Source organism: Silvimonas iriomotensis (genome assembly GCF_014645535.1).
Taxonomy (GTDB): Bacteria; Pseudomonadota; Gammaproteobacteria; order Burkholderiales; family Chitinibacteraceae; genus Silvimonas; species Silvimonas iriomotensis.
This window is the reverse complement of the sequence record NZ_BMLX01000007.1, coordinates 56,824-69,457: the sequence shown is the minus strand read 5'-3', so window position 1 is coordinate 69,457 and position 12,634 is coordinate 56,824. Positions and strand designations below refer to the sequence as shown.

The window sequence follows — 12,634 nt, the reverse complement described above, 5'->3', positions numbered from 1 at the left end:
CACTTTAACCGACGCCGCCGTTTTGCGCCGCCCCTTTATTTGCAGGGAATAGCGGGGAACAGGGATTATTTACGCACGTTGAACCGGAGTGGCTGGCAAGGAATCTGATCCAGATCAGTTCCAGGCAAAGAAGGAAAAGCATGAAAGCCGCCCATTTTGTGTTGTTGCTCGTCCTGTGCGGCAGTGCCATCGCATGGTCTACTTTTTCGGATCGCATCCCGGCGCAGTTGTATCGCGTTGCCGGTAACCAGTAACAAAAAACCCGCCACTGGCGGGTTTTTTGTTACTGCGCGGTGGGCCGGATACGGCCGGCCAATCAGACCTGGCCCTTGAGCCAGCGCGCGGCATCCAGCGCGTAATAGGTCAGGATTGCATCGGCACCGGCGCGCTTGAACGCCAGCAAAGATTCCAGCACCACTTTCTTTTCATCCAGCCAGCCATTGCGGATGGCCGCCTGCAGCATGGCGTATTCGCCAGAGACCTGGTAGACAAAGGTCGGCACGCCAAATTCTTCTTTGACGCGGCGGACGATGTCCAGATACGGCATACCTGGCTTGACCATGACCATGTCGGCGCCTTCGGTCAGATCCATGGCGACTTCATGCAGCGCCTCATCTGAGTTGGCCGGGTCCATCTGGTACTGGAACTTGTTGCCCTTGCCCAGCGTAGCCGCAGAACCAACCGCATCACGGAACGGGCCGTAGAAGGCCGAAGCATACTTGGCGGAATACGCCAGGATGCTGGTCATTTCATGGCCTTTTTCATCCAGCGCGGCGCGGACAGAACCAATGCGGCCGTCCATCATGTCGCTGGGGGCGACCATATCGACGCCCGCTGCGGCATGACACAACGCCTGCTTGATCAGCGCTTCAACGGTTTCTTCATTCAGCACGTAACCGTCGCTATCAATCAGGCCGTCCTGACCGTGGCTGGTGTACGGGTCCAGCGCGATATCGGTGATCACGCCCAGCTGCGGAAAAGCCTGCTTGAGCGCGTGTACGGTGCGCGGGATCAGACCCGCCGGGTTCCAGGCCTCCTCTGCGCCTTCGGTCTTGAGCGCAGGATCAATGGACGGGAACAAGGCCAGCGCCGGCACGCCCAGTTCCACTGCCTCTTTGGCGGTCTTGAGCAAAAGGTCGATGGACTGACGCTTTACACCCGGCATGGACGCGACGATTTCTTCGCGGTTTTCACCTTCATGCACAAAGACCGGCAGGATCAGGTCGCTGGGCATGAGCACGTTTTCGCGCATCAGGCGGCGGGAGAAATCGTCACGACGCATGCGGCGCATGCGCGTGGCAGGGAACTGGCGTAGATAACTCATGGCAGGCTTGGGTCGCTGGTTGATTGATGAAGATCAATCAGCCCATTTTATCTGACCCTGCGCGCCATTGCCGCTGTGAATACGGGCATTGCGTTTGTCATAACGCACCATCCCCAGTTCACGGGCGTCGATCTCTGAACGGCGGCCCAGGACGGCATCGGCAATCACCCGCGCGCTACCGCAAGACATGGTCCAGCCCAGCGTACCATGGCCGGTATTGGTGAACAGGTTTTCGTACGGGGTCGCGCCCACAATCGGCGTGCCGTCCGGCGTCATCGGGCGCAGGCCGGTCCATTGCGTGGCCTGACGCACGTCACCGGCGTGCGGGAACAGATCATTGGTGACCATGTTCAGCGTCTCGACACGGGTCGGGTCAATGCGCTTGTCAAACCCGGCCACCTCAGCCATGCCGCCGACGCGCAGGCGGTTATCAAAGCGGGTGAGGGCAATCTTGTAGGTTTCGTCCAGCACGGTCGAACGCGGCGCGCCCTCCGGGTTGGTCAGCGGCACGGTAATCGAGTAACCCTTGACCGGGTACACCGGCAGGTCCAGCCCCAGCGGCAAGGCCAGCGCGCGGGAGGCACAGCCGGCGGCCAGCACCACGGTATCGGCCACCACAGATTCGCCACCCACCAGTTCTACCGCGTCGATGCGGCCCTTGTTGGCGACCAGCGATTGCACCGTCACGCCATAGCGGAACTTCACGCCCATGCCCTCGCAAATGGCGGCGAGGCGTTCGGTAAAGAGCTTGCAGTCGCCGGTTTCGTCATTGGGTAGTTGCAGCGCGCCAGTGAGCTTGTGCGCGACGGCCTTGAGCGCCGGTTCCACATCCAGCAGGCTGTCTTGATCCAGCAGGCGGTTGGCCACGTTCATCTGGTTCAGCAGGCCCGCGTCGCGTTTGCCGGCGGCCAGTTGTTTGTCGTTACGGAAAATCTGCAAGGTACCGAGCGAGCGCTCTTCGTAATTCAGGTTCAGATCTTTGCGCAACTGGCGCAGGCAATCGCGGCTGTACTCGGCCAGCGGCACCATGCGGTTTTTGTTGCGGGCGTAGGCGGCCTCGGTACAGTTGGCCACCATGCGGGCCATCCAGGCCAGCTGGAAGAAAGAACCATCCGGGCGAATGCGCAGCGGCGCGTGTTCCGGGTGCAACAGCCATTTCACGGCTTTCCAGGGAATCCCCGGCGCTGCCCACGGCGCGGCATAACCCGGCGACACCTGGCCGGCGTTACCAAAACTGGTTTCATCTGCCGGGCCGGATAACCGCTCCAGCACCGTTACATCGCAACCCGCTGCCTTGAGGTAATAAGCGGTGGTGACACCGACTACACCCGCACCAATCACAATTGCTTTCATCGCTCGACCCAGTGGTTTTTTGACACACTGTTGTATGTCATATAGTTGGAGAATAAGCCGAGTATATGAAGCCTTACGGAGTGATATTCTCCATATTTGAGGTCAAAAACAGGGACTACATTGAGATGCGCACGCGTTATCAGGCTGGACGGTCTCTGGACCGCGTCGATTACAAGATTTTGCGGCTATTGCAGGCCAATGCCCGCATGCCGATCACCGAACTGGCCGAGCGCGTCGGCCTGACCGCCACACCCTGTGCCGAGCGTGTAAAGCGGCTGGAAGAAACCAACGTCATCACCGGCTACCACGCCCGGCTCAACCCCCAATTGCTGGAAGCGCCGCTGCTGGTGTTTGTAGAACTGAAACTGGGGCGCAAATCCGGCGAAGTGTTTGATGACTTTCGCCGCTCCGTGGCCAGCATCCCCGAAGTACTGGAGTGCCACCTGATCTCTGGCGACTTTGACTACCTGCTCAAAGCCCGCCTGCCCGACATGAGCCACTACCGGCGCCTGCTGGGCGACATCCTCCTGCGCCTGCCCAGCGCGGCGGAATCCCGCAGTTATGTGGTGATGGAAGAAGTCAAAGAAACACTGGCACTGCCGTTGCCGGATTGACGGATCAAAAAAAACGCCGCCTGCAATGCAGACGGCGTTTTTTATGGCGTAAACCGGGTTTACCAGTGACTTTCCCTTTCCGGCGTGGCGGAAATGTAGTGGATGGACAAGTCTGCCCCGTTATATTCCTCTTCTTCACTCAGTCGCAAACCCACCAGCTTCTTGAGCGTGCCGTACACGGCAAAACCGCCGGCGAAGGCGATCACAATGCCGATCAGGGTGCCGATCAACTGGCTGACAAAGCTCACGCCGCCGGCGCCGCCCAGCCAGGTCTGGCCGAAGATGCCGGCCGCGATCCCGCCCCAGGTGCCACACAGGCCGTGCAGCGGCCACACGCCGAGCACGTCGTCGATCTTCCAGCGGTTTTGCGTGATGGTGAACAGGTAGACGAACATGCCGCCGGCAATGGCGCCGACCACAAGGCTGCCCAGCGGGTGCATCACATCGCTGCCGGCACAGACGGCAACAAGGCCGGCCAGCGGGCCGTTGTGGATAAAGCCGGGGTCGTTCTTGCCGGCGAACATGGCTGCCAGCGTGCCGCCGACCATGGCCATCAGCGAGTTCAGCGCCACGAGGCCAGAGATACCGCCAATGCGTTGCGCGCTCATCACATTAAAGCCGAACCAGCCTACGATCAGAATCCAGGCACCCAGCGCCAGGAAGGGGATTGATGACGGCGGGTGCGCGCTGACGCCGCCGTCCTTGCGGTAACGGCCTTTGCGGGCGCCCAGCAAGAGCACGGCGGGCAGGGCGATCCAGCCGCCGACGGCATGCACGACGACCGAGCCGGCAAAGTCATGAAACTGCGCACCAAAATGGTTCTGCAACCAGGCTTGCACGCCATAGTTGCCGTTCCACATCATGCCTTCAAAAAACGGGTAGACGAAACCGACCAGCATGAAGGTCGCGGCCGATTGCGGGTGAAAACGTGCGCGTTCAGCAATGCCGCCAGAGATGATGGCCGGGATCGCCGCAGCAAAGGTCAGCAAAAAGAAAAAGCGCACCAGGCCATAGCCCTGACCCACGTTGAGGTCGTGCACCGGCACCATGAAATGCACGCCGTAGGCAATGCCGTAGCCGATGAAGAAATAGGCAATGGCCGAGACCGCGAAGTCCGTCAGGATTTTGACGAGGGCGTTGACCTGGTTTTTCTGGCGTACCGTGCCCAGTTCCAGAAAGGCAAAGCCGGCGTGCATGGCCAGAATCATGATGGCGCCGAGCAGAATGAACAGCACGTCGCTACTGGCAGGAAGTTGATTCACAAAAAAGCTCCACAGAGTCGGGCAATGTGCGCCTCAATGTGGCGCACTTTTGTAGGTGTGCACCAAAAGCAATCTGTGTGCCAGAAATTCAACGCCTTGATTTGTATTGATATTGTTCGATTTTAATTACAAACAAGTGCGTTTTGTGAACCAAAATGGTTCATGCGATGTTTGAGGCTGGCAATAAACGCACCGATTTAATGCGATGCGAATTTCGCGTGGCTGTTTTTCGGGCGTTTCAGACTTTGTTGATGACTGTGGCGCCCGCTTTGAGTGCGCCAGATTCGTCCGGGTCATTGGCAACGCCGGCAATGACCTGGCCGGTTGGCACTGCCAGCGCGCCGGAAATGCAGTGGCCGGTCTGGTCGTCAAAGAAAAAGTCCGGCTCGAACTCGCGCAGGAACGGGCCTTTTTCCAGTCCGCCCAGGAACATGGCTTCGTCCACTTCAATCTGCCAGTCCATCAAGGTGCGGATGGCGCGTTCGTGGGCCGGGGCGCTGCGGGCGGTCACAAGGGCCGTGCGTAAACGCACCGGGGCTTCGGCGCGTTGTAAGCGGTGAAGGGCTTCGAGCAGCGGTTTGAACGGGCCGGGCGGAAGCGGGCGCGTGACATGATCCCGCTCGTGCCGGTGAAAAGCCGGCAGGCCATCGCGCTGGTAAATGCGTTCGGCTTCATCGGAAAACAACACGGCGTCGCCGTCAAAGGCAATGCGGATTTCGTCCGGGTGCCGGCCAGCGGCGTGCACGGATTGCGGGTACACCTGCGCCGCCGGGAAACCGGCGGCCAGCGCATCGCGTACGTCAGCTTCGTTCATGGACAAAAACAGGTTGGCGTGCAGCGCGTTCAGATATTTGAACGGCGGCCGCCCCTGGGTGAACACGCCGCGTTCCAGCGTCAGGCCGTGGTGCTGGGCAGAACGAAATGCCCGCAAGCCGCTGACCGGATCATTGCGCGACAGGATCACCACCTCGACCCGATGCGCGTCGCCGTCGTTCAGGGCCAGCAGCTTTTGCACCAGCGCGTAGGCCACGCCCGGCGCCGCCGGTTTGTCGAGCAGTTTGAGCTGGAGCGCCTTGTAGGCCGTCGCATCACCGGATTCGAACAGCGTGTTTTCTGATTCGAAATCGAACAGCGCGCGCGATGAAATGGCAACGACCAGTTGATTGGCCAGAGAGTAAGGCATGCGGACCCCGAAGTGGCTGGCAATGGTGTTTGCATGATAACCGCTGGGGCGGTTTTGTATCTGCCGGCTTTCATTTGTAAAGAATACGAAAAAGCACGAACCGGACGTCGTGTTTGTTGCTCCAAGTCATTGTAAACAGCGTAGATTCGGGGTGTGAGCTACGCCCTGGTGCGAGAACCGCATCAGGCACAAAATAGGAATACCGGCGCCATGAGCGCACGGGAACAACACGCAGCCGGGTGCTGCAAGTGAGTGGGAAAATGAAAAAAGTCGTTCTGCTGATGAGTCTTGCCGGGGTTGCCGGTCTGGCACAAGCCGCGGAGTACGGTCGCGTGATCAGCACCGTGCCGGTGGTGCAGCAGGTGTCGGTGCCGCAACAGTCATGCTGGGATGAACAAGTCCAGGTACAGCAGCCGCGCACGTATGGTGGCGCGCTTTTGGGCGGTATTTTTGGCGGCTTGCTGGGCAATACCGTGGGCAAGGGCAACGGCAATGTCGCGGCGACGGCGGCGGGTGCCGTCGTGGGTGCGCTGGCTGGTGACAATATCGCCAACCAGAATGCCGGCGTGTCCACCCAGACGGTCCACCGTTGTGCGACGACGCAAACCCAGCAGCAACGCACCGTCGGCTACGACGTGACCTATGAATACGCAGGTCAGCGCTATACCACGCGCATGGCTTATGATCCGGGCCGCCAGGTGCCGGTATCCATTGGTGTGGATGGCGGTTCGCCACCGCCCGCGCAGACTGCGCCGGTAACGACCACGACCTATGTGGATCAACCGCAAACCGTGGTGGTGCAACAACCGCAGGTGGTGTACCAGACTGCACCGGTGGTGGTTGCTGCGCCGCTGGTGTACCCGGCACTGTCGATCAACTACGGTTATTACCGGGGTTGGGGTGGCGGCTGGGGCTGGCGTGGTGGTTACTGGCATCACTGAGCGTCACTGACGCCACGCAGCAAAAAACCCCGCATCGGCGGGGTTTTTTGTTGTCTGCAGACGCCGGCAATCAGCCTTGTTGCAGCATTTGTTGCAGCTCGCCAGAGCTGAACAGCTCACGCATGATGTCCGAGCCACCGACAAACTCGCCCTTGATGTAGAGCTGCGGAATGGTCGGCCAGTTGGAGTATTCCTTGATGCCCTGGCGTACATCGTTATCGGCCAGCACGTTCACGGCCACAAAATCAGCGCCACAGGACTTCAGAATACTGACCGCAGCGGAAGAGAAGCCGCACTGCGGGAAAGTCGGCGTGCCTTTCATGAACAGCACGACCTGGTTTTCGGTGACGGTCTGACGGATGGATTCCTGAATGCTCATAGGGTAACTCGCTGTATGTTGCGGCACCGCGATGATGGCAGCGCCCTTAACTGATTAATTTACTCGGGTATTTTACGCTTTCCGGTCAAGCCAGGGCAAGCCCGCCACTGACCCGGTCCATGCCGGCGATATCCTGCCAGGTCTGCACCTGGTCAAAACCCGCCGCTTCCAGCAGGTCACGGGCGGCCAGGCCTTGATCAAACCCGTGTTCAAACAGCAGCCAGCCGCCCGCCAGCAAACGCGGGCGGGCACCGTTGATGATGCTGCGGATATGCACCAGCCCGTCGGCCTCATCGGTCAGGGCCGAGCGGGGCTCGAACCGCAGATCGCCCTGTTGCAGATGGGGATCATCCTGCTCGATATAAGGGGGGTTGGAGACAATCACCGCAAATTGTTCATGGCCCAGTGCGCTGTACCAGTCGCTTTGCAGCACGCGCACTTGCGGCGCAAGGCGACTGGCATTGGCGCGGGCGATCTCAAGCGCGGCAGCAGAGACATCCAGCGCGGTCACCGTTGCGTCCGGCCGTTCATGGGCAATGGTGAGGGCGATAATGCCGCTGCCGGTGCCCAGATCAACCAGCGCACCGCCCTGCGGCAGGCGTTCCAGCGCCAGATCCACCAGCAATTCGGTTTCCGGCCGCGGGATCAGCACACCCGGGCCGACCTGGAAGGTGAGGCTGTAGAACTCTTTCTCGCCCAGCAAATAGGCGACCGGTTCGCCAGCGCGGCGGCGCGCGGCCAGCGCGGTAAAGCGTTCGGCAAATGCGGGGTCGGCGGCTTCATCACCATGGGTGATCAGGAAGGCACGGTTGTATCCGCCCAGATGATGAAACAGGGCGTGGATATCGGGGCGGTCAAGGCCGCTGTCGCGGGCCAGTTCTTGGTACGTGGGCATCTACAGAGTGTAGAGCATTTACAAGGCGGCCAGCCAGGCGCGCGGCGCAGGGTTCTCTTATAATGCGCGCGGTAACCTTGCAGGACGATCCCATGCTGACCGCTTATGGTTTTGTAGACAAACGGCTGCGGCCGGTGCCCGTTGAGTCGGCCGAAGACCTGATCCGCCCTGATGTGGTCTGGATTGATTCAGTTGAGCCGAACGAGCACGAACGCGCCCTGCTGCGAGAGGTGTTTCACCTCAAACTTGATGACGAAGAGATGGAAGACATCGAGGATTCGGCACGCTGTTTTGTCGATGAGGCGGGGATTCACCTCAATTCGTTTTTCCTGCATCAGCATCATGACAGCGGCGAAGTCGTCACCGTGTCCTTTCTTTTGAACGAAGGACGCCTGCTGTCGATCCGTACTGAAGAACTGGCGGCTTTCCGGCTGTTTCGCATGCGCGCCCGCATGCAGGTCGATTTTGTGCGAACTGCCGAGGACGTTCTCCTGTCCATTTACGATGTGGCGGTGGAATACGCCGCCGACGTGCTTGAAGGCGTGTACACCGATCTGGATAAAGTCAGCCGCCGCGTGCTGGACCGCAATGCCGAAATGACCGACTCGGCCATGGCCGACACGGTTGCCGACATTGCCGCGCAGGAAGACTTGAACGGCAAGGTACGGCTGGATCTGATGGATACGCGCCGCTCGCTGTCTTTCTTGCTGCGTTGTCGCGTGTTGCAAAAGAACCAGGAAAAAGACCTGCGTGAGGTACTGCGTGATCTGGAATCGTTGAACAGCCACACTGCGTTTTTGTTCGACAAGATCAACTTCCTGATGGACGCGGTGATGGGCTTGATCAATTTGCAGCAGAACAAGATCATCAAGATCTTTTCGATTGCCGCCGTGGTGTTCCTGCCGCCAACCGTGATTGCCAGCATCTACGGCATGAATTTTGGCGACATGCCGGAATTACGCTGGCATCTGGGCTACCCGTTCGCGCTGGTGCTGATGGTGATGTCCGGGATTGCACCTTATTGGTTCTTCAAGCGAAAAGGCTGGTTGTAATCAGGGCGACTACCCGTCACCTGATGACGTGATGAACGTGAAACATGCTCATGCGGGTTGTATTATCTGGATGCCGCCCGCATTTCTGGCTGACGCTGTTTTTGACGAGTGTTCCCCATGACCGTTCCGCATCTCACCACCGCGCTGTCTGGCCCCTTGCTGGATCTGGAGCGCCGCATTCTCTCGGCCCAGCCGGAAATCGAACACTGGTTCCGTAATCAGTGGCAGGAATCGACGCCACCGTTCTACGGCTCGGTGGATCTGCGCAATGCCGGCTACAAGCTGGCGCCGGTGGACATGAACCTGTTCCCGGGCGGTTTCAACAACCTCAATCCAGAATTTCACCCGCTGGGTGTCCAGGCCGTGATGACGGCGCTGGAAAACATGTGTCCGGACGCACGCCGCGTGCTGCTGATCCCGGAAAACCACACCCGCAATACCTTTTACCTGCAAAACGTCGCCGCGCTGACCCGCATCATGAAAATGGCCGGTCTGGTGGTGCGCCTGGGCACCTTTAACCCCGAAATCACCGAGCCGACCACGTTTGATCTGCCTGATGGCCAGAAACTGACGCTGGAGCCGCTGGTGCGCAACGGCAACCGCGTCGGCCTTGCCGGGTTCGATCCGTGTGCCGTGCTGCTGAACAATGACCTCTCTGCCGGCATTCCTGGCATTCTGGATGGCGTTGAGCAGATTGTGGTGCCGCCGCCGCATGCCGGCTGGGCAGTGCGCCGCAAGACCACGCACTTTGCGGCCTATGACAACGTTGCCGCTGATTTTGCCAAACTGATCGGCATTGATCCGTGGACCATCAACCCGTACTTTGCCCACGTCGACGGCCTGGATTTCCACGCCCGCGCCGGTGAAGAACAACTGGCCGATGCGGTGAACAGCACGCTGGCCAAAATCCGCGTCAAGTACAAGGAACACGGCATCGACCACGAGCCGTTCGTGATCGTCAAAGCCAACGCCGGTACTTATGGCATGGGCATCATGAGCGTGAAGTCGGCGGATGAGGTCATTGGCCTGAATCGCAAGCAACGCAACAAGATGTCGGTGATCAAGGAAGGCCTGGAAGTGCACGACGTGATCGTGCAAGAAGGCGTGCCGACCTTCGAGAGCATCAACGATGCCGTGGCCGAGCCCGTGGTCTACATGATCGACCGCTTTGTGGTGGGCGGCTTCTACCGCGTGCACACGGGCCGTGGCCCGGAAGAAAACCTGAACGCGCCGGGCATGCATTTTGAGCCGCTGGCGTTTGCCTCGCCGTGTACCACGCCCGATTGCGACGGTGCACCGGATAGCGCGCCCAACCGTTTCTACTCGTACGGTGTGGTGGCGCGGCTGGCGCTGCTGGCGGCTTCGCACGAAATTGAGGCCACCGCGCCGGAGCCCCAACTCTCGTTCGCAGCCTGATGCAGGCACTGCCTGTTCCAGATCTGCTTAGCCAGTCATGGACGCGCAGCAGATCGTAGACAGGCTCTGGGGAAATGAGGCGGGAAACCGCCTCGTTCCGTATCAAATCTGCCCTTTGTCATCACTTGTCTGGAATACCGGATATGTCCACGCGCCTGCTTGTCATTGCTGATCCCGTTGCCGGTTTCAAAATCCACAAAGACTCTACCTACGCCATGCTGCGCGAAGCCAACAAGCGCGGCTGGGAGCTGTGGGTGACGCTGGCTGATGATATGCGCGTGCACAACGGCAGCGTCGAAACCGCCGCGCAACGGCTGACCTTCACCGCCACCCAGGAATACAAGCACTGGTTTGCGCTGGCAGAACCGCAGCACCTGGCGCTCAAGGATTTTGACGCGGTGCTGATGCGCAAAGACCCGCCGTTTGACCAGCAATACCTGTACGCCACGCATCTGCTGACGCTGGCCGAAGCGCAAGGCGCGCGCGTATTCAACCCGGGCCAGACGCTGCGTGACTACAACGAGAAACTGGCCATTCTCAAACACCCGCAATTTACCGCGCCGACGCTGGTGACCCAGCGCGCAGCAGATATCCGCGCGTTTCTGGCTGAACACGGCGATGTGATTCTCAAGCCGCTTGATGGCATGGGCGGCATGGGCATTTTCCGCATCCGTCCGGATGACGCGAACATCGGCTCGATCATTGAAATGCTTACTGCCAATGAAACCGCCACCATCATGGCGCAGCGCTATCTGCCGGCCATCAAGGACGGTGACAAGCGCGTGCTGATCATTGATGGCCAGCCGGTGGACTGGTGCCTGGCACGCATCCCCAAGGCAGGCGAGACCCGCGGCAACCTGGCGGCCGGTGGCACCGGCGTGGCCCGGCCACTGACGGCCAAAGACCGCGAGATTGCCCAGACGCTGGGGCCGGAACTGGCTGCCAAAGGCTTGTTCCTGGTTGGTCTGGATGTGATTGGCGAGCACGTCACAGAGATCAACGTCACCAGCCCGACGTGTTTTCAGGAAATCACGGATCAATCCGGCATTGATGTCGCCGCGCTGTTTATCGACGCGCTTGAGCGCAAACTCGCCTGATGCGCGCGTTTGTCCGTTTGCTGGCGCTGTTGTGCACGCTGTTGCTGGCCGCTTGCGGCAAACCGCCGGTGTACCAGCAAGAGAGCTTTGTCTTTGGCACCAGCGTGCAGATCACCATTTACGGTACGTCCGAGGATCAAGCCAAAGCGGCCACCGCCAGCATTCTGGCCGATCTGGATCGCCTGCATGCGCGGCTGCACGCCTGGCATCCGTCTGACATTACCCGGTTGAACCAGGCGTTTGCCGCGGGCCAGAGTGCCCAGGCCGATCCGGAAATGATCAGCATCTTGCAGCAGGCCAAAAGCTACGCCGAGCGCGCTGACCAGTTGTTTGATCCCGCGATTGGCGATCTTGTCGCGGCCTGGGGCTTTCACAACGATACCTTTGCGCCCGTCCTGCCAGACCCGGAAAAGCTCAAGGCGCTGGTCGCGGCGCACCCCACGCTGGACGATCTGCGCTTTGACGGCCCCAACGTCTCCAGCACCAACCCGGACGTGAACATTGATCTGGGCGGCTTCAAGGGCTTTGCGCTGGACCGCGCGGCGGCGTATCTGCGCAAGCATCACATCTACAACGCGCTCATCAATATCGGCGGCAACGTGCTGGCGCTGGGCAAGAAGGGCGACGCGCCCTGGAAAGTCGGCCTGCAACACCCGCGCAAACCCGGGGCGATGGCGGTGATCACGCTGGCCGATGGCGAATCGATCGGCACCTCTGGCGATTACGAGCGGTATTTTGAGGTGGACGGCAAGCGCTATTGCCATTTGATCGACCCGCGCACCGGCTGGCCCGCGCAAACCATGCAGGCGGCCACCGTGATCGCCCCCGCATCACGTGAGGCCGGGGCGATTTCCGATGCGCTGACCAAACCGGTGTTTATCGGCGGGCTTGAACACGCTGTCGGCTATGCCACCCGGTTTGGCGTCAAGGATGTGCTGATCGTTGCCAATGATGGCAGCGTGTACCTGACACCATCCATGCAAGCTCGGGTAGAGTGGCTGATTACCCCGCCGCATGTTTACCGTTTGCGCTGAAAACGCTGCGCTGCAACCGGGCGCGCTGTAATGCCCAGGGGAATTCGGTTAAATTTGCTTATAAAGTCAGAAAAAGAACGTCAG

12 protein-coding genes are annotated in these 12,634 nt (G+C 60.0%); 6 read left to right on the top strand and 6 right to left on the bottom strand.

Annotated features, from left to right (window positions below):
- Positions 1 to 316: 316 nt before the first annotated feature.
- Positions 317 to 1,324, bottom strand: coding sequence for a porphobilinogen synthase (hemB, locus tag IEX57_RS18450; protein ID WP_188706333.1), 1,008 nt, complete (start codon positions 1,322 to 1,324; stop codon positions 317 to 319).
- 33 nt (positions 1,325 to 1,357) lie between these two features.
- Positions 1,358 to 2,677 (bottom strand): D-amino acid dehydrogenase, encoded by a 1,320-nt coding sequence (locus tag IEX57_RS18445; RefSeq protein ID WP_188706331.1) that lies wholly within the window; start codon positions 2,675 to 2,677, stop codon positions 1,358 to 1,360.
- 125 nt (positions 2,678 to 2,802) lie between these two features.
- Here IEX57_RS18445 and IEX57_RS18440 point away from each other — a divergent pair, with 125 nt between their 5' ends.
- On the top strand, positions 2,803 to 3,291 hold the full coding sequence (locus IEX57_RS18440; RefSeq protein WP_188706329.1) for an Lrp/AsnC ligand binding domain-containing protein: 489 nt from the start codon (positions 2,803 to 2,805) through the stop codon (positions 3,289 to 3,291).
- 59 nt (positions 3,292 to 3,350) lie between these two features.
- On the opposite strand, the gene IEX57_RS18435 is transcribed toward IEX57_RS18440, so the two are convergent.
- On the bottom strand, positions 3,351 to 4,553 hold the full coding sequence (locus tag IEX57_RS18435; protein ID WP_229709100.1) for an ammonium transporter: 1,203 nt from the start codon (positions 4,551 to 4,553) through the stop codon (positions 3,351 to 3,353).
- Between the two features lie 238 nt (positions 4,554 to 4,791).
- Entirely contained in the window at positions 4,792 to 5,736 is a 945-nt protein-coding gene (locus IEX57_RS18430) for a 5'-nucleotidase (protein WP_188706327.1), read from the bottom strand.
- A 260-nt stretch (positions 5,737 to 5,996) separates the two neighbouring features.
- Between IEX57_RS18430 and IEX57_RS18425 the strand changes: the two genes are divergently transcribed.
- Positions 5,997 to 6,677 (top strand): glycine zipper 2TM domain-containing protein, encoded by a 681-nt coding sequence (locus tag IEX57_RS18425; RefSeq protein ID WP_188706325.1) that lies wholly within the window; start codon positions 5,997 to 5,999, stop codon positions 6,675 to 6,677.
- Positions 6,678 to 6,747: 70 nt separating this feature from the next.
- Here the strand turns inward: IEX57_RS18425 and grxD are convergent, their stop codons facing one another.
- Entirely contained in the window at positions 6,748 to 7,056 is a 309-nt protein-coding gene (gene grxD, locus IEX57_RS18420; RefSeq protein ID WP_188706323.1) for a Grx4 family monothiol glutaredoxin, read from the bottom strand.
- An 85-nt stretch (positions 7,057 to 7,141) separates the two neighbouring features.
- Positions 7,142 to 7,951, bottom strand: coding sequence for a peptide chain release factor N(5)-glutamine methyltransferase (gene prmC, locus IEX57_RS18415; protein WP_188706321.1), 810 nt, complete (start codon positions 7,949 to 7,951; stop codon positions 7,142 to 7,144).
- A gap of 92 nt (positions 7,952 to 8,043) precedes the next feature.
- On the opposite strand from prmC, the gene corA reads away from it, so the two are divergent.
- From corA to IEX57_RS18395, 4 genes are all read left to right on the top strand, one after another.
- Positions 8,044 to 9,003, top strand: coding sequence for a magnesium/cobalt transporter CorA (corA, locus tag IEX57_RS18410; RefSeq protein ID WP_188706318.1), 960 nt, complete (start codon positions 8,044 to 8,046; stop codon positions 9,001 to 9,003).
- Positions 9,004 to 9,120: 117 nt separating this feature from the next.
- Positions 9,121 to 10,419 (top strand): glutamate--cysteine ligase, encoded by a 1,299-nt coding sequence (gene gshA, locus IEX57_RS18405; RefSeq protein ID WP_188706316.1) that lies wholly within the window; start codon positions 9,121 to 9,123, stop codon positions 10,417 to 10,419.
- Between the two features lie 143 nt (positions 10,420 to 10,562).
- A complete protein-coding gene (gene gshB, locus IEX57_RS18400) occupies positions 10,563 to 11,516 on the top strand; it encodes a glutathione synthase (RefSeq protein WP_188706314.1) in 954 nt (317 codons plus the stop codon).
- Complete coding sequence (locus tag IEX57_RS18395) at positions 11,516 to 12,550, top strand: FAD:protein FMN transferase (protein WP_188706312.1); 1,035 nt, start codon at positions 11,516 to 11,518, stop codon at positions 12,548 to 12,550. The genes gshB and IEX57_RS18395 overlap by 1 nt, the downstream gene beginning before the upstream one ends.
- The last annotated feature ends 84 nt before the right edge of the window (positions 12,551 to 12,634 follow it).